Genomic DNA, 16,503 nt, shown 5'->3' on the forward strand with positions numbered 1-16,503 from the left:
CGGAGCGCCCGCGGCCTGGCGCCGCTGCCGCTACCGTGCTTCGAGCCCCGCCATGGCGGGGCTCGCTCGTTTCCGCACGGACGGCGGCGTCGCTTCGGCAGATGGTGCGCTCGCCCGGCCGGGCACGCTGATCTGGCGCAAGGCCGGCCGCCGCCACACCGCCTAAGCTGCTTTTTCGCCCGCCACCCCGGCCGGCGCAGCAAAGGACGGTGAATGCAATGACGCGATTGGAATGGTCGGACGGGCTGGCACTCGAGCTGCCGGCGATGGATGCGACGCACGAGGAATTCGTCCATCTGCTGGCGGCCGTGCAGGCGGCCGCCGATGCCGCGCTGCTGCCGGCGTGGCACGCGCTGGTGGACCACACGGTTGCGCATTTCGGGCAGGAAGACCGCTGGATGCAGGCCACCCGCTTTGCCGCCGGCAATTGCCATTCGCTGCAGCACCGCGTCATCCTGCAGGTGCTGGGCGAAGGCACCGAGCGCGCGCAGCGGCATGGCGAACTGCACGTGCTGCGGACCATGGCGGATGAACTCGCGGCGTGGTTCCCACGGCATACGCAGACCATGGACGCCGCCCTGGCGCTGCACCTGCGCCGGGTCGGCTTCGACCCGGCCACCGGCGAGGTGGCGTTGCCCGCGCACCTGCCTGCCACGCCCCTGCAAGGCTGCGGCGGCGCCTGTTCGGGCCAGTCGCCCGCCCGGCCCGCCCGGCCCGCCCCGGCCATCCCGGCCTGAGGCAGCCGGCCGGGGCGTCAATCGGCCCGCCTGCGCGGCAGCCGCAGTGCCGCCATGCGCCAGGCCAGCAGCCGCAGCGCCCGGCGCAGGCCCACCGACCGCACGCCCTGCGGCGCCGTCGCGTAGGCGGCCTGCAAAACTTCCTGCTTGACCTCGCGCAGGGCCGCGCGGTCGCGTGCCTGCAGCGCGCCCAGCAGGCGGTCGTGGTAGCGCCGCACGCGCTCGGCCTCCGCCGGCGCCAGTTCGCCCGCGCCCGGCATGCCGCCGGTCATGCGGCCTCCGGCGAGGCCGCGCTGGCGTGTCCCGTGCCGTACCAGTCGACCTTGCGCGTCAGCACCATCACCGCGCCCAGCACCAGGAAGAGAGCGATGGACCCCACCGCCAGCGCCGTCTGCTCCAGCTGCAACAGCACGTAGAGCAGGCCATAGAGCACGGCGATGCCCGCTCCAAAGGGCAGGCCGCGCCGCACGCTGCCCAGCATGTGGATGGCGTAGTAGCCCAGCAGCAGCACGCAGGCGCTGGCCGCCACCGCGTACGACAGCCCGAACGCCAGATGCTCCGACAGGCTCACCAGCAGCAGGAAGAAGCTGCACAGGGCCGCGCCCACCAGCAGGTACTGCACCGGGTGCACGCGCAGCCGGGTCGCCTGCGGGCCGCGCCCCATCAGCTCGAACAGGCCCACCGCCACGAAGGTGAGCGCGATGAACAGCACGCCGTACTTGGTGGCGCGGTCGGAGAGGGAATAGGGGTTCACCGGGTCCACGAAGGCCACGCTGAAGGCGTCGGTGCAGCCGCCCCGGCCGCCTTCGACCGAGGACGGCGCCGCCACCTCCGCGCCGTCGTCCATCGCGTAGCCCTGCGCATCGGCCAGGCACAGGCGCCGGCCCTGCGCCACGTCCTGCTGCGCCGTGGTGGCCAGCGACGACAGCCGCCAGCGCGCGGTGAACCCATCGGCCTGCAGGTCGCGCTCGGCGGGCAGAAAGCGGCCGGCGAACGAGGGGTGCGGCCAGGCGCTCTGCATCTGCACGTCGGTGGCATCGCCCAGCGGCACGATGGACAGCTGCTCGGTGCCCAGCAGTTCCAGGTCGACCGACACCTCCAGCGGCTCGGCCTGGCCGCGCAGCCCCTCCGGCAGCATCGCGTGCAGCCCGCGCGTGAACACCGGGTGGAACGTGCCCGGCTTGAGCGCCAGCTCCTGGCTCTGCCCCGACACCTGCGCCCGCGCCAGGCGGATGCCCCGCGCATCGGCCACCGCCAGCATCAGGATGGGGGCGCCGCACTGCAGGCGCGAGCCCTTCACCGTCGCCTGCGGCACCAGGGCGGCCAGCGACGCCCACTGTGCCGTCACCTGCGCCTTCAGGGTGAAGGCGTTGACCTTGTGTAGCCCCCGGGCGCGCTCCTGCATGAGCGCGGCCGTCTGCATCTGCAGGCGCGCGGGCATGGCGGTGAGGCGGAATTCGCGCCGCTGCTCTTCCACGCGCCGCTCCGCGCCCTTGCCGCTGGCCGCTTCCCAGGTCTCGACGCAGGCGCTGTGCAGCAGCGGCCCCAGCAGGGTCTGCGGGCCCGCCAGGCTCTGCGCCACGCCCCGGGCCGCCTCGGCCCGGTACCGCTGCCGGTCGCGGACCACATCGGCGATCAGGCCCAGGCCGATGAGCAGCAGGAGGGTGACGATCGCCAGGGCGGCGACTTTTGTGAAGAGGGGGTGTTTGAACAAGACAGGCTCCGGGTCGGTCAACGAGGGCGCCAGTCTCGAAGTCGACGGTGAAGCCAGGATGAGGTGTGTGAAGCGAACGTGAAGACCGTTGGCTGCGTTTTAGCTTCAATTACTCATTTGAAGATAAAATATCGGAATTCCGATAATTATGGATGAAGAATGATCGCCTATCCCCGGAAGATGCTCGCGGCGGAGATGGTGGCCGCCCTTCGCGGCGACGCCCTGCTGGGCGACGCCCACAACGGCCTGTTCGTCGCCGCGCCCCGAAGAACGGGCAAGACCACCTTCCTGCAGGCCGACCTCACCCCGGCGCTGCAGGCCGCCGATGTGGTGGTCGCGTATGTGGATCTCTGGGCCGATCCACGGCGTGACCCCGGCCTGCTGATCGCCGAGGCGATCGGGCGTGCCCTGGAGCCGCATCTGGGCGTGGTCGCCCGCACGGCGCGCAAGGCCGGGCTGGACAAGGTCAAGGTGGCGGGCGCGCTGGAGATCGACCTGCGCAAGATCGGGCAGGTCGACGGCACGACCCTGGCCGAGGCCTTGCGCCTGCTGCACACCGCTTCCGGCAAGCCCGTGGCGCTGATCATCGACGAAGCGCAGCATGCGCTCACCAGCGAGGCGGGCGAGGCGGCCATGACGGCGCTCAAATCGGCGCGCGACCAGCTGAACCGGCCCGGGCAGGTCAATCTCATGCTGGTGATGTCCGGCTCCGACCGCGACAAGCTCATGCGGCTGGTGAACACGTCCGGCGCGCCTTTCTACGGGTCGCAGGTGCAGCGCATGCCGCCGCTGGGCCCGGACTTCATCGCCCACGTCGCCGCGCTCGTCGAAGCCCAGCGTCCCGCGCTGCGCCCCGTCGACCGACAGGCGCTGGCGCGGGCGTTCGAGGTGTTCGGTTTCAGGCCGCAGTTCTTCATGGCCGCGCTGGGACAGGTGCTCAGCCCGCTGGCGGACGTGTCGGGGCGTTTCGAAGTGGCGCTGATGGAGGCGGCCCGCCAGCGCCAGGCGCGCGACGAGGCACAGATGGAATCCGATTTCCTGGGCCTGAAGCCGACCGAACAGGCGGTGCTGTGGCGGATGCTGGAGCAAGGGCCGAAGTTCCGGCCTTACGACGGCGAGGCGCTGCGCTTCTATCGCGCCGCCACGGGCCATCCGGTCAGCGCCGCCCAGGCGCAGAAGGCGCTGGAGGCCTTGCGCCAACGCACGCCCGCCCTGGTCTGGAAGTCGGCCCGCGGCGAGTACGCGGTGGAGGATGCCGGCATGCACCGTTGGTACACCGAGCGGGTGGGTGCCAACGCCTGGCCGCCGACGTCGCCGCAGGGGCTGCTGGCCCTGGACGACGACGCCTGACACGGAGCCGGTGTCAGGACGGCAGGCGCAGCCGCACCGTGAAGCCCCGCCGTGCCCCGGCGGGGAACTCCATCCCGCCCCCATGCAGCGCCATCACCCGCCGCACGATGGCCAGCCCCAGGCCGGAGCCGCTGCGCGTGCCGTCGGGCCGGGCGGTGGTGAAGAAGCGCTCGCCCAGGCGGGGCAGGGCGTAGTCGGGTACGCCGGGGCCTTCGTCCTGCACCGTCACCGAAGCGCCTTCCACCTGCACCCGCACGGTGCCGCCTGCCGGCGAAAAGTCGATGGCGTTGTCGATCAGGTTGCCGATGGCGAGGGTGACCAGCTCGGCCTCCCACGCTCCGCTGGCGCCGTCGCCCGAGAGCAGCAGGGCCACGCCGCGCTGGCGGGCGCGGGCCGTGGCCTGCTGCACGGCGCGCTCGGCGCAAGCGTGCAAGGCGACGGGCGAGGCGGCCTCGGCGTGCTGGCGCTGCTCGAGCTTGCTGAGCTCCAGCAGCCGGTCGATCAGGCGCTGCAGGCGCTCGCTCTGCTCCACCACCTGGCGGGCGAACTGCGCGCGGTCGTGCGGGGGCAGCTCGTCCTGCAGCAGCTCGCCGGCGCCGCGGATGGCGGCGACGGGGCTCTTCAGCTCGTGCGTGAGGGCGCGTACATAGCCTTCGATGTAGTCGCGGCCCTGCAGGCGCTCGCGCATGCGGTCCATGGCGCGGGCCAGGTCGCCCAGCTCGCCCGGCACCTGCGGCACGGGCGGCGGCGGGGCGGCAGAATCGCCGGGCGCCTGCACGCTCAGGGCGTAGTCGCGCAGGCGGCGCACGTGCCACACGGTCCACACCGTCACGGCCACGCCCACCAGCGCCGACAGCACCAGCAGCAGCACGCCGCCGCGCAGCACCTTGTTCTCGGCCCGGTCGATGAAGCGCTGCACGGCGCGCGTGGGCTTGGCGACCGTGAGCACGCCGGCGATGCGGCCGCCCACCCGGATGGGCGCGGCCACGTACATCACGCCGCTGGTCTCGTCGCTCGCCACGTCGCGGCTGGCGCGGGCGCCGTATTCGCCGCGCAGGGTGCGGGCCACGTCGCGCCACTGCGAATAGTCCTCGCCCACGGCCTTGCGCTCGCTGTCGAAGACGACCCGGCCGGTGGCGTCGGTCACGTAGATGCGGAAGTCCAGCGTCTGCTTGGAGAACCCCCAGATCGCCGCGTCGATGGGCCGGCTGGCATAGGCGCGCACGTGGCGGGCGAAGGCGCTATCGGGCGCGTCCGGGGCGTCGGCCCGCAGCCGGCCGGCGGCCAGGTCGTCGGACGCCAGCTCGGCCAGCAGGTTGGCGGTGTCCACCATCATGTCCTCCATCACCTCGCGCACGCTGGGCTTGATCTCGGCCGTGAACACGCGCAGCACGAAGAACGCGGCGATGCCGTTGATGAGGAAGAAGGCGAACAGCAGGCGGATGCCGAGGCGCATGGGTTCAGGCCGGCAGGGAGGTAAATGCTATTGAAATGATAGCTGTAGGCGCTTGAATATCGGGCGCCAGCGGCCGATTCGATTCGGATTTCATGCCGAACTCAGGCGTCCAGGCTGTAGCCCATGCCCCGGTGCGTGCCGATGTATTCGCGCGCCGGGTCGGCCTCGCGCAGCTTGGCGCGCAGGGTCTTGATGTGCGTGTCCACCGTGCGGTCGGTGCTGTCGCTGTCGTCGCCCCAGGCCGCGGCCAGCAGCGCGTCGCGCGAATGGATGCGCCCGGCGCCGCCTGCCACCAGCGCCGACAGCAGGCGGTACTCGCGCCGCGTCAGCGCCAGCGGGCGGCCGTGCAGGTGCATGCGCTGGCCGGCGGCGTCGTCGCGGAACGGGCGGGCGGGGGCGCCGCCCGCGACAGGGGCCGGGGCGGTGCCGGCGCGCCGCAGCAGCGCCTTCACGCGTGCGGCCAGCTCGCGCGGGCTGAAGGGCTTGGGCAGATAGTCGTCGGCGCCCAGCTCCAGGCCCAGCACGCGGTCGATCTCCTCGCCCTGGGCGCTCAGCACCAGCACGGGCAGGGCCTGGCCGGCCTGGCGCAGCTCGCGCAGCAGCTCCAGCCCGTTGCCGTCCGGCAGGCCCACGTCCAGCACCAGCAGGTCGAAGGCCGTGCCGCCGTGCAGCTGTGCACGCGCATCGCGCAGCAGCAGGCTGTGGCGGGTGGCCAGGCCCTCGCGCTCGAGCGCATAGGTCACGGTGCGGGCGATGGCGGGGTCGTCTTCGACCAGCAGGATGTGGGCGGGCATCGGCGGGCGTTCCGCTGGGTCAGCGTGCGACCAGCACCGGAAAGAGCTTGCCCAGCCCGTCGGCCATCACCTCCACCGCCAGCGCGGCGAGGATCAGCCCCATCAGCCGCGTCATCACGTTGATGCCGGTCTTGCCCAGCACGCGGGCAATGGGGTCGGCCAGCGCGAAGCACAGCGCCGTGGCGACGGCGATGACCACGCCGTAGCCCACCAGCGCCGCGTGCTGCCAGAAGGTCTGGGCGCGGTCGGCGTAGATCACCACGGTGGACATGCTGGCCGGGCCCGTCAGGAGCGGAATGGTCAGCGGCACCACGGCGATGCTGTCGCCCTGGGCGGCCTTCTCGGCGCCGGCCTGCAGCTCGTTGGTGTGCGGCTTGGCCTCGGCGGGCTGGGCGTTGAGCATGTTCAGCGCGCTGATGAGCAGCAGCATGCCGCCGCCCACCTGGAAGCTCTGCAGCGAGATGTTGAAGAACGCCAGGATCTGCAGGCCCAGCAGCGCGCAGGCGGCGATCACGCAGAACGCGCTGAACGATGCGACCTGGATGGTGCGGCGCCGCTCGGCTGACGAGAAGCCCGCCGTGTAGTGGATGAAGAACGGCACGATGGCCAGCGGATTGACGATGGCCAGCAGGGCGATCAGGGGTTTCAGCGATTCCATCAGCGGCCTCCGGAGACTTCCATGAGCGTCATGGTGGTGTAGGGCGAGGCGTCGCCCATCAGCCATACGATGGCCTCGGCCACTTCGCCCGCCGTGCCGCCGCGCCCCATCGGCACCAGGTGGGCCAGGTCGCGCACGCGGTCGGGCAGGCCGCCGCTGGCGTGGATCTCGGTCTCGATCAGCCCGGGCCGCACGGCGTTCACGCGGATGCCTTCCGCCGCCACCTCGCGCGCCAGGCCCAGCGTCAGCACGTCGACGGCGCCCTTGGCGGCCGCGTAGTCCACGTACTGGCCGGCCGCGCCGATCCGGGCGGCGGCGCTGGAGACGTTCACGATGCTGCCGCCCGCGCCGCCGTGCCGGGTGCTCATGCGGCGCACCGCCTCGCGGGCGCAGTAGAAGCTGCCCAGCACGTTGATGTCGAACATGCGGCGCAGGCGCTCGCCACTCATCTCGTCCACGCGGGCAGGCACGTCCACCACGCCGGCGTTGTTGACCAGGCAGCCGAGGCGCCCGAGCCGCTCGTCCACCGCCTGGAACATGGCCACCACGTCCGCTTCCACCGCCACGTCGCCCTGCACGGCGATGGCCGTGCCGCCGGCCTCGGCGATCTGCCGCACCACCGACTGGGCGGCGGCTTCGTTGCGGGCGTAGTTGACGGCCACCGCCCAGCCCTGGCGCGCGGCCAGCAGGGCGGTGGCCGCGCCGATGCCCCGGCTGCCGCCGGTGATCAATGCCACTCGAGGGGTATCGCTCATGCGCTGGTCCTTCTGCAAGAATGCAGGCGCGCCGCACCGGGCGCCCGATGCCCGGCATTACAGCATTGCGCGGCGCCGTCCGGCAGGGGCGGGGGCGCTGGGCGCACGATGATTTCGCGTCGTCCGTGCGGCCCGCCTGTCGGCATGGCAGGCGCGCCGCCCGTTTCGTTCGTCCAATCCCTTTCTCTACTGCAAGGAGCCAGTCCCATGGGTCAGTTCGTCGATCTCACTTCCGCCGATGGTTTCACCGTGCCCGCCTGGGTCGCCCTGCCCGAGGGCACGCCACGCGGCGGCCTGGTGGTGGTGCAGGAGATCTTCGGCGTCAACTCGCACATCCGCGACGTGGCCGACCGCTGGGCCGCCCAAGGCTATGCGGTGGTGGCGCCGGCCATGTTCGCGCGCGTCGAGCCGGGCGTGGAACTGGGCTACACCGACGCCGACATGAAGGCCGGCATGGAGCTGAAGTCCCGCGCCGAGGCGCTGCCCGGCCAGGGTGTGCTGCCCGACATCCAGGCCGCCATCGCCCATGCGGCGCAGCTGGGTGGCGGCAAGGTCGGCATCTTCGGCTTCTGCTGGGGCGGCCTCCTGACCTGGCGCGCCGCCTGCGAACTGCAGGGCCTGTCGGCCGCCATCTGCTACTACGGCGGCGGCATGACGATGGGCGCGGAAGTCGACCGCACGCCGCGTTGTCCGGTGATGGCGCATTTCGGCCGGCGCGACCATTTCATTCCGGTCGATTCGGTCGAAGCCTTCGGCCGCGCCCACCCGGAAGTCGAGGTGCACCTCTACGACGCCGACCACGGCTTCAACTGCGACCAGCGCGGCTCCTACGACGCGGCGGCGGCCCGCACGGCGGCCGAGCGCACCCAGGCTTTCCTGGCCCGCCACGTCGGCTGAGGGCACGGGAAGCCCCCGCCGGGCGGCCCGGCGGCGGAGTGCGTCAAAATCACCCCATGAACGCGCTCAACATCGCTGAATACACCCAGACCCTCGGTTTACAGGCAAAAGCGGCCTCCGCGCTGATGGCGCGGGCACCGTCTGCTATTAAAAACAGAGCGTTGCTGGCGCTGGCCCGGCTGCTGCGGGGCAGCGTCGGCGCCCTGCAAGAGGACAACGCCCGCGACCTGGAGCGCGCCCGCGCCGCAGGCCTGGCCGAGCCCATGGTGGACCGGCTCAAGCTCAGCCCCAAGGTGCTGGAGACCTGCGCCCTGGGCTGCGAGCAGCTGGCCGCCATGCCGGACATCATCGGCGAGATTCTGGGCATGAAGCAGCAGCCCAGCGGGATCCGCGTGGGCCAGATGCGCGTGCCGATCGGCGTGTTCGGCATGATCTACGAGAGCCGCCCGAACGTGACCATCGAGGCCGCCAGCCTCAGCATCAAGAGCGGCAACGCCTGCATCCTGCGCGGCGGCTCCGAAGCCATCGATTCCAACAAGGCGTTGGCGCGCCTGGTGCAGCAGGCCCTGGCCGAAGCCGGCCTGCCCGAAGACGCGGTGCAGCTGGTGCAGACCACCGACCGCGAGGCGGTGGGCCAGCTCATCGCCATGCCGCAGTATGTGGACGTGATCATCCCGCGCGGCGGCAAGGGCCTGATCGAGCGCATCAGCCGCGATGCCAAGGTGCCGGTCATCAAGCACCTGGACGGCAACTGCCACACCTATGTGGACGACCCCTGCGACGTGGCCATGGCAGTGAAGGTGGCTGACAACGCCAAGACGAACAAGTACAGCCCCTGCAACGCGAGCGAAGGCCTGCTGGTCGCGCGCGGCGTGGCGGCCGAATTCCTGCCGCAGATCGGCGTGGTCTATGCCGCCAAGGGCGTGGAGATGCGCGGCTGCCCCGAATCGCTGGCTCTTTTGGCCGACGTGCCCGGCGCGCTGCTGGTGCCGGCCACCGAGCAGGATTGGGGCGAGGAGTACCTCGCGCCCATCATCAGCATCAAGGTGGTGGAGGGGGTCGATGAAGCCATTGCCCACATCAACCGCTACGGCAGCCACCACACCGACGCCATCCTCACCCGCGACCACATGCATGCTCAGCGCTTTTTGCGCGAGGTGGATTCGGCCAGCGTGATGGTGAACGCCAGCACGCGCTTTGCCGACGGCTTCGAGTACGGCCTGGGCGCCGAGATCGGCATCAGCACCGACAAGTTCCACGCCCGCGGGCCGGTCGGCATCGAGGGGCTGACCTCGCTCAAGTGGGTGGTGCTGGGCGAAGGCGAAGTGCGGGCCTGACGCCGGGTTGGAACGGTTTGCTCCTGATTTGATAGCTGTACGCGCTTGATTCCACTGCGCTAGAGGCCGATTCCGCATGAAAATCATCATCCTCGGCGCGGGCCGCGTGGGCTACAGCGTGGCCGAGAGCCTGGTCTCCGAACGCAACGACATCACCGTCATCGACACCGATGGCGAACGCCTGCGCGACCTGGAGGCGCGCTTCGACCTGCGCGGCGTGGTCGGCAACGGCATCGACCCCGAAGTGCTGGCCGAGGCCGGCGCGCGCGACACCGACCTGCTGATCGCCTGCGCCGCGCAGGACGAAACCAACCTGGTCTGCTGCAAGGTGGCGCAGCTGCTGTTCAACGTCCCCACCCGCATCGCCCGCGTGCGGTCGTCGGGCTTCGACACCGAGCAGGGCCGCCTGCTGCTGGGCAAGGACGGCTTCGGCGTGGACCGCATCATCTGCCCCGAGGAGTCGCTGACCCGCTACATCGGCAAACTGGTCGAATTCCCCGAAGCCCTGCAGGTGCGGCAGTTCGCGGGCGGCCGGGCGTGCCTGGTGTCGGTGCGGGCCCGGCTGGGCGCCCCCATGGTGGGCATGAAGATCGCCACCATGCGCGAGATGGCGCCCGAGGTTGCCATGCGCATCGTCGCCATTTACCGCCGCTTTCCGGAAGAGCCCGACCGCTTCATCCCCTGCGACGGCGGCACGCGCGTGGAGCCGGGCGACGAGGTGTTCGTGCTGTCCGCGCGCGAGCACATTCCGCAGGTGCTGGCCGCGCTGCACCGGCGCGGCGACCAGGCCGCGCGGCCGGTGCGCCGCATCATGGTGGCCGGCGGCGGCCGCGTGGGCCAGCGGCTGGCGCGGCAGCTGTCGCAGCAGGGCGGCTTCCACGTGAAGATCATCGACGAGGACGCCGCCCGCTGCCAGGCGCTGGCCGCGCAGCTGCCCACCGACATCCTGGTGCTGCACGGCGATGCGACCGACGAGGACCTGCTGGGTGACGAGGGCGTCGAAGAGGTGGACCTGTTCCTGGCGCTCACCGACGACGACGAGAACAACATCATGGCCAGCCTGCTGGCCAAGCGCATGGGCGCGCGCCGGGTGCTGGCGCTCATCAACCGGCGCAGCTACGCCGACCTGATGCACGGCACGCAGATCGACATCGCTCTCTCGCCCGCGCAGGCGCTGCTGGGCGAGCTGCTGGCCTACGTGCGGCGTGGCGACGTGCAGGCGGTGCACAGCCTGCGCCGGGGTGTGGCCGAGGCGCTGGAGATCGTGGCCCGGGGCGACCGCAAGAGCTCGCGCGTGGTGGGCCGCAAGGTCAGCGAGATCCACCTGCCCGCCGAGGTGCACATGGGCCTGATCGTGCGCGGCCTGCCGGAGGCCCAGGGCGCCGAGCCCACGCCCGAGCAGGAGCCCGAAGTCATCATCCCGCGCAGCCACACCGTCATCGAGAGCAACGACCACGTGGTGTTCTTCCTGCCGCACAAGCGGCTGGTGCGCGACGTGGAGAAGCTGTTCCGCGTGAGCGCCACGTTCTTCTGACGCACCCGCCCCTGCACCATCACCCGCGCCTCCTCCCGCACCTCCACCCGCACTCGCCCCCCGTCCCTCCCTTCCTCCTTCGCTAGGCCCTTCCATGGCGGATCTCTTTCCCGTTCTGCGCGTGCTCAGCGTGCTGCTGGCGATGTTCGGCGCCTCCATGGCGGTGCCGCTGGCGGCGTCCTGGTGGACCGAGGACGGGCTCTGGCTGACCTACATCGGCTCGGCGGTTATCACCTGGGCGGTGGGCGCCATGCTCTGGCTGCAGACGGGCCACCACCGGCGCGAACTGCTGCCGCGCCACGGTGTGATGCTGGTGTCGATGGTGTGGGTGGTGCTGCCGGTCTTCGCCGCGCTGCCGCTGCTTTTCGCCACGCACGAACTGGGCCGGCCGCTGTCGTTCACGCATGCCTATTTCGAGGCGGTGTCCGGTCTCACCACTACCGGTGGCACGGTGATGACCGACCTGGACGGCCTGCCGCTGTCGGTGAACCTGTGGCGCACCTTCATGCAGTGGATCGGCGGCATGGGCATCCTGATCCTGGCCGTGGCGGTGCTGCCGCTGCTGGGCGTGGGCGGCGCGCAGCTCTTCAAGGCCGAGGCCGCCGGCCCGGTCAAGGACACCAAGCTGACCCCGCGCATGACGGAGACGGCCAAGGGCCTCTGGGGCGTGTACGTGCTCTTCTCGGTGGTCTGCGCGCTGGCCTACTGGGCCGCGGGCATGAGCCCGCAGGATGCGCTGATGCACATGTTCGCCACCGTGAGCCTGGGCGGGCTGTCGTCGCACGACCTGAGCTTCGCGTACTTCGCGTCGCCCTTGCTCGAAGCCATCGCCGTGGTGTTCATGCTGCTGGCCAGCTGCAACTTCGCGCTCTATTTCATCGCCGTGCGCAAGCGCCACCTGCGCGGCTTCTGGCGCGACGCGGAGATGCGGGCGACCATGGTGGCGCTGATCGGCGGCGGGCTGGTGGTGTCGGTGCTGCTCTGGGCGAAGAACGTGTATCCGCTCTCGGACGCGCTGCGCTACGGCATGTTCCACGTGATCTCGGTGGCCACCACCACCGGCTTCGTCACCACCGACTACCTGGGCTGGCCGGTGTTCGCGCCGGTCTTCATGCTGCTTTTGTCGGGCGTGGCGACCAGCGCCGGATCGACCGGCGGCGGCATCAAGATGGTGCGCATGCTGATCTTGCTGAAGCAGGCGCGCCGGGAGATGACGCGCATCGTGCATCCGCGCGCCGTGCAGCCGGTGCGGCTGGGCGACGCGGTGGTGGACCACCGCATGATCTTCTCGGTGCTGGCCTTCATGCTGGTCTATGGCGCCACCATCGTCACGCTCAGCATGGTGCTGCTGCTGACCGACCTCGACCCGGTCACCGCGTTCTCGGCCATCCTGGCCAGCGTGCACTGCATGGGGCCGGGCCTGGGCCAACTGGGGCCTTCGTCGTCCTACGCCGTGCTGACCGATTTCCAGCTGTGGGTCTGCACGCTGGCGATGCTGCTCGGGCGGCTGGAGATCCTGAGCTTCATGGCGCTGCTGACGCCCGCGTTCTGGCGCCGCTGAGCGCCGGCGTCGATCGGGCCGCGGACTGGCGCCTGGCAGCGGGGCCGGATGCCGGGTTGCGGAATGGCCGGGCGGCCCCATCTCCCTACAATCTTTCGTCAGCGTGCGCCCCCGGGCGGGCGTCTTCCCTTCCTCCCACAAGGGGTTTCATGGTTCCGCACCTCATCACCGCCCTCACCGGGCCGATCAACGAACTCGAACAACGCATCCTCGACTCCATGCCCGCCATCGAGCGGTGGTTTCGCCTGGAGTGGATGGAGCACACCCCGCCGTTCTACACGTCGGTGGACATCCGCAACGCCGGCTTCAAGCTGGCCCCGGTCGACACCAACCTCTTTCCCGGCGGCTGGAACCACCTGACCAACGAGATGCTGCCGCTGGCCGTGCAGGCGGCGATGGCGGCCATCGAGAAGATCTGCCCCGAGGCGCGCAACCTGCTCATCATTCCGGAGAACCATTCGACCAACACGTTCTACCTGTCGAACGTGGTGCAGCTGCAGCGCATCTTCAACATGGCGGGGCTGAACGTGCGGGTGGGCTCTATCAGCCCGGAGATCAAGAAGCCCACGCTGGTGACGCTGCCCGACGGCGAGACGGTGACGCTGGAGCCGGTGATCCGCAGCAAGCGCCGCCTGGGCCTGAAGGATTTCGACCCCTGCACCATCCTGCTGAACAACGACCTGTCGGCCGGCCCGCCGGGCATCCTGGAGGACCTGCACGAGCAGTACCTGCTGCCCCCGCTGCACGCCGGCTGGAGCGTGCGCCGCAAGAGCCGCCACTTCCAGAGCTACGAGGAGGTGGCCAAGCGCCTGGGCAAGCTGCTGGGCATCGACCCGTGGCTGATCAATCCGCTTTCCAGCCGCAGCGAGGGCGTGAACTTCCAGACCGACGCGGGCCTGGAGCAGCTGCGCGGCGCGGTCGATGCGCAGCTGACCAAGGTGCGGCGCAAGTACAAGGAATACGGCATCAACGAGAAGCCCTTCGTGATCGTCAAGGCCGACAACGGCACCCAGGCCCCCGGCGTGCTGACGGTGCGCGACGCCAAGGACCTGGACGCGCTGGTCGGCCGCAAGCCCCGCGGCAAGGCCGCTGCCGTGAAAGACGGCGCGGCGGTGCACGACGTCATCCTCCAGGAGGGCGTGCTGACCCGCGAGCGGGTGCACGAAGCCGTGGCCGAGCCGGTGGTCTACATGATGGACCGCTACGTGGTGGGCGGCTTCTACCGCATGCATGCCGAACGGGGCGTGGACGAGAGCCTGGCCGCGCCGGGCGCGAGCTTCGTGCCGCTGGCCTTCAAGCACAGCACCCATCTGCCCCAGCCCGGCGCCCGCCCGGGCGCCAGCGCGCCCAACCGCTTCTATATGTATGGCGTGGTGGCGCGCCTGGCGATGCTGGCCGCCAGCTACGAGCTGGAGGCGACGGACCCCGAGGCCGAGGTGTACGACTGACGGTGACCGCCGGGCCCATGCCTGCCGGTGAGGCGATGGCCGTCCGGGCTGAGCCTGTCGAAGCCGGGGCGTGGGTCCACTGCGCGGCAAGAGGGCCCGCCTGCGGCGTCGTGGTGGACTTGCAACAAGTTGTGCCCCCGGCTGACACGGGCCGGCTCGCGGCGTAAACGGCCCGGCGCACAATAGCGGTCCCGCAAGAATCGGAACCCGGCCGCGCCGTCGTGCGCGCCCCGGCCCCACCAGTGCAAAGCTCCAAATCCTCGCTCGCAGCGCTCACGCTGGGCGCCATCGGCGTCGTGTATGGCGACATCGGCACCAGCGTTCTCTACGCAGTCAAGGAAGTATTCGGCTCGGGCCATGTGCCCTTCACCCCCGGCAACGTGTACGGCGTGCTGTCCATCCTGTTCTGGACGCTCACCGTCATCGTGTCGCTGAAATATGTGGTGCTGGTGCTGCGGGCCGACAACAAGGGCGAGGGCGGGCTGATCGCCATGCTGGCGCTCGCGTCGCAGGCGGTGAAGGACAAGCCCCGGCTGCGCTCCGTGCTGCTGGCCGTGGGCATCTTCGGCACCTGCCTCTTCTATGGCGATGGCGTTATCACACCGGCCATCTCGGTGCTGTCGGCGGTCGAGGGGCTGGAGGTCGTCTCGCCGCACTTCCGCCGCGCCGTGATTCCGCTCACGCTGGTGGTGCTGTTCTGCCTGTTCGCCGTGCAAAAGCGCGGCACCGCCGGCATCGGGCGGTACTTCGGGCCGGTCACGCTGGTGTGGTTCGCGTCCATCGCCGCCCTGGGCGTGCCGCACATCGTGGGCCACCCGGAAATCCTGGGCGCGCTCAGCCCGCACCACGCGGTCGGCTTCATCTTGGCCAACCCGGGCACCAGCTTCATCATCCTGGGCGCGGTGGTGCTCTGCGTGACGGGGGCCGAGGCGCTCTACGCCGACCTGGGCCACTTCGGCAAGAAGCCCATCCGCCTGGCCTGGTTCAGCGTGGCCATGCCGGCACTGACGCTGAACTACTTCGGCCAGGGCGCGCTGCTGCTGGCCGAGCCCGAGGCGGTGAAGAACCCGTTCTTCATGATGGCGCCCGACTGGGCGCTCATCCCGCTGGTGGTGTTGGCCACCATGGCCACGGTGATCGCCTCGCAGGCGCTCATCACCGGCGCCTTCAGCGTGACCAAGCAGGTGATCCAGCTGGGCTATCTGCCGCGACTCAACATCCAGCACACCAGCGTGCGCGACACCGGGCAGATCTACATGCCGTTCGTCAACTGGGGCCTCTTCGTCGCCATCGTGCTGGCGGTGGTCATGTTCCGCTCCAGCAGCAACCTGGCGGCGGCCTACGGCATCGCCGTCACGCTCGACATGCTGATCACCACCGTGCTGACCTTCTTCGTCATCCGGTATGGCTGGCGCTATCCGCTGGCGCTGTGCATCGCGGCCACCGGGTTTTTCTTCCTGGTCGATCTGGCGTTCTTCACCTCCAACCTGCTCAAGCTGTTCGAGGGCGGCTGGTTCCCGCTGATGATCGGCACGACGCTGTTCGTGCTGATGATGACCTGGAAGCGCGGGCGCGAGCTGCTCAACGACAAGCTGCGGGAAGACTCCATCGATTTGCGCGACTTCCTCACGGCGGTGTTCCTCAGCCCGCCCACGCGGGTGGACGGCACGGCGGTGTTCCTGACGGCCGAGCCGGGCGCCGTGCCGAACGCGCTGCTGCACAACCTCAAGCACAACAAAGTGCTGCACCAGCAGAACCTGTTCGTCACCGTGCGCAGCCACGAGACGCCCTGGATCGGGATGGAAAAGCGCCTGCAGGTGGAGCCGCTGGGCAGCGATTGCTGGCAGGTGGTGGTGCACTACGGCTTCAAGAACGACCCCGACCTGCCCCGGGCGCTGGAGGCCATGCGCGGGCGGGGCTGCGAGCTGGACGGCATGACCACCAGCTACTTCCTGTCGCGCGACGTGGTGATCCCCACCATCGGCAGCGGCATGGCCCCGTGGCGCGAGAAGCTGTTCGCGCAGATGCACCACAACGCCAGCGGCGCTGCCAGCTTCCTCAACCTGCCCAGCAACGCGGTGGTGGAGCTGGGCTCCAAGATCGAGATCTGAATCTCGGCGGCGAGCTCCAGGCCCAAGAGGAGGGCTTGGCGCACAATATTGGTGCTTTGGGGCTTGGGCGCTTGTATTTCCTGGGCTTTCAGCTATTGAATCAATAGCAAGCAAGGGGCGGCGGTCACAGGCCCTGCCCGTCGCACCCACA

The 16,503-nt window shown here is 70.2% G+C and carries 14 protein-coding genes; 8 read left to right on the top strand and 6 right to left on the bottom strand.

The window, feature by feature from the left end:
* Positions 1-218 precede the first annotated feature (218 nt).
* Positions 219-737, top strand: a complete 519-nt coding sequence (locus ABWV53_RS16970) for a hemerythrin domain-containing protein (protein WP_353367329.1) — start codon at positions 219-221, stop codon at positions 735-737.
* A gap of 17 nt (positions 738-754) precedes the next feature.
* Here ABWV53_RS16970 and ABWV53_RS16975 read toward each other — a convergent pair whose 3' ends face one another.
* Both ABWV53_RS16975 and creD read right to left on the bottom strand, forming a co-directional pair.
* Positions 755-1,009, bottom strand: a complete 255-nt coding sequence (locus ABWV53_RS16975) for a hypothetical protein (RefSeq protein WP_353367330.1) — start codon at positions 1,007-1,009, stop codon at positions 755-757.
* The gene (gene creD / locus ABWV53_RS16980) at positions 1,006-2,451 is read right to left on the bottom strand and encodes a cell envelope integrity protein CreD (RefSeq protein ID WP_353367331.1); all 1,446 of its coding nucleotides are present in this window, start codon (positions 2,449-2,451) and stop codon (positions 1,006-1,008) included. Before creD ends, ABWV53_RS16975 begins: the two co-directional genes overlap by 4 nt.
* A gap of 159 nt (positions 2,452-2,610) precedes the next feature.
* On the opposite strand from creD, the gene ABWV53_RS16985 reads away from it, so the two are divergent.
* Positions 2,611-3,801, top strand: a complete 1,191-nt coding sequence (locus ABWV53_RS16985) for an ATP-binding protein (protein WP_353367332.1) — start codon at positions 2,611-2,613, stop codon at positions 3,799-3,801.
* A gap of 13 nt (positions 3,802-3,814) precedes the next feature.
* On the opposite strand, the gene creC is transcribed toward ABWV53_RS16985, so the two are convergent.
* The 4 genes from creC to ABWV53_RS17005 all read right to left on the bottom strand — a co-directional run bounded on the left by creC (position 3,815) and on the right by ABWV53_RS17005 (position 7,464).
* Positions 3,815-5,257, bottom strand: coding sequence for a two-component system sensor histidine kinase CreC (gene creC / locus ABWV53_RS16990; RefSeq protein WP_353367333.1), 1,443 nt, complete (start codon positions 5,255-5,257; stop codon positions 3,815-3,817).
* A gap of 101 nt (positions 5,258-5,358) precedes the next feature.
* Positions 5,359-6,051 carry a response regulator gene (locus ABWV53_RS16995; RefSeq protein WP_353367334.1) on the bottom strand — a complete coding sequence of 231 codons (693 nt, stop codon included), beginning with the start codon at positions 6,049-6,051 and terminating at the stop codon, positions 5,359-5,361.
* A 19-nt stretch (positions 6,052-6,070) separates the two neighbouring features.
* Positions 6,071-6,709 carry a MarC family protein gene (locus ABWV53_RS17000; RefSeq protein WP_353367335.1) on the bottom strand — a complete coding sequence of 213 codons (639 nt, stop codon included), beginning with the start codon at positions 6,707-6,709 and terminating at the stop codon, positions 6,071-6,073.
* A complete protein-coding gene (locus ABWV53_RS17005; RefSeq protein WP_353367336.1) occupies positions 6,709-7,464 on the bottom strand; it encodes an SDR family oxidoreductase in 756 nt (251 codons plus the stop codon). Before ABWV53_RS17005 ends, ABWV53_RS17000 begins: the two co-directional genes overlap by 1 nt.
* 207 nt (positions 7,465-7,671) lie before the next feature.
* Here ABWV53_RS17005 and ABWV53_RS17010 point away from each other — a divergent pair, with 207 nt between their 5' ends.
* From ABWV53_RS17010 to ABWV53_RS17035, 6 genes are all read left to right on the top strand, one after another.
* On the top strand, positions 7,672-8,361 hold the full coding sequence (locus ABWV53_RS17010) for a dienelactone hydrolase family protein (RefSeq protein WP_353367337.1): 690 nt from the start codon (positions 7,672-7,674) through the stop codon (positions 8,359-8,361).
* A 56-nt stretch (positions 8,362-8,417) separates the two neighbouring features.
* Complete coding sequence (locus ABWV53_RS17015) at positions 8,418-9,698, top strand: glutamate-5-semialdehyde dehydrogenase (RefSeq protein ID WP_353367338.1); 1,281 nt, start codon at positions 8,418-8,420, stop codon at positions 9,696-9,698.
* A 76-nt stretch (positions 9,699-9,774) separates the two neighbouring features.
* Positions 9,775-11,232, top strand: coding sequence for a Trk system potassium transporter TrkA (gene trkA, locus ABWV53_RS17020; protein WP_353367339.1), 1,458 nt, complete (start codon positions 9,775-9,777; stop codon positions 11,230-11,232).
* 94 nt (positions 11,233-11,326) lie between these two features.
* Positions 11,327-12,793: a TrkH family potassium uptake protein gene (locus ABWV53_RS17025; RefSeq protein WP_353367340.1), complete on the top strand. Its 1,467-nt coding sequence runs from the start codon at positions 11,327-11,329 to the stop codon at positions 12,791-12,793.
* Positions 12,794-12,942: 149 nt separating this feature from the next.
* A complete protein-coding gene (gene gshA / locus ABWV53_RS17030; RefSeq protein WP_353367341.1) occupies positions 12,943-14,241 on the top strand; it encodes a glutamate--cysteine ligase in 1,299 nt (432 codons plus the stop codon).
* A 242-nt stretch (positions 14,242-14,483) separates the two neighbouring features.
* A complete protein-coding gene (locus ABWV53_RS17035) occupies positions 14,484-16,352 on the top strand; it encodes a potassium transporter Kup (RefSeq protein ID WP_353367342.1) in 1,869 nt (622 codons plus the stop codon).
* Positions 16,353-16,503 lie beyond the last annotated feature (151 nt).

Origin of the sequence: Acidovorax sp. FG27, from assembly GCF_040365715.1 — a bacterium.
Lineage (GTDB): Bacteria > Pseudomonadota > Gammaproteobacteria > Burkholderiales > Burkholderiaceae_C > Paracidovorax.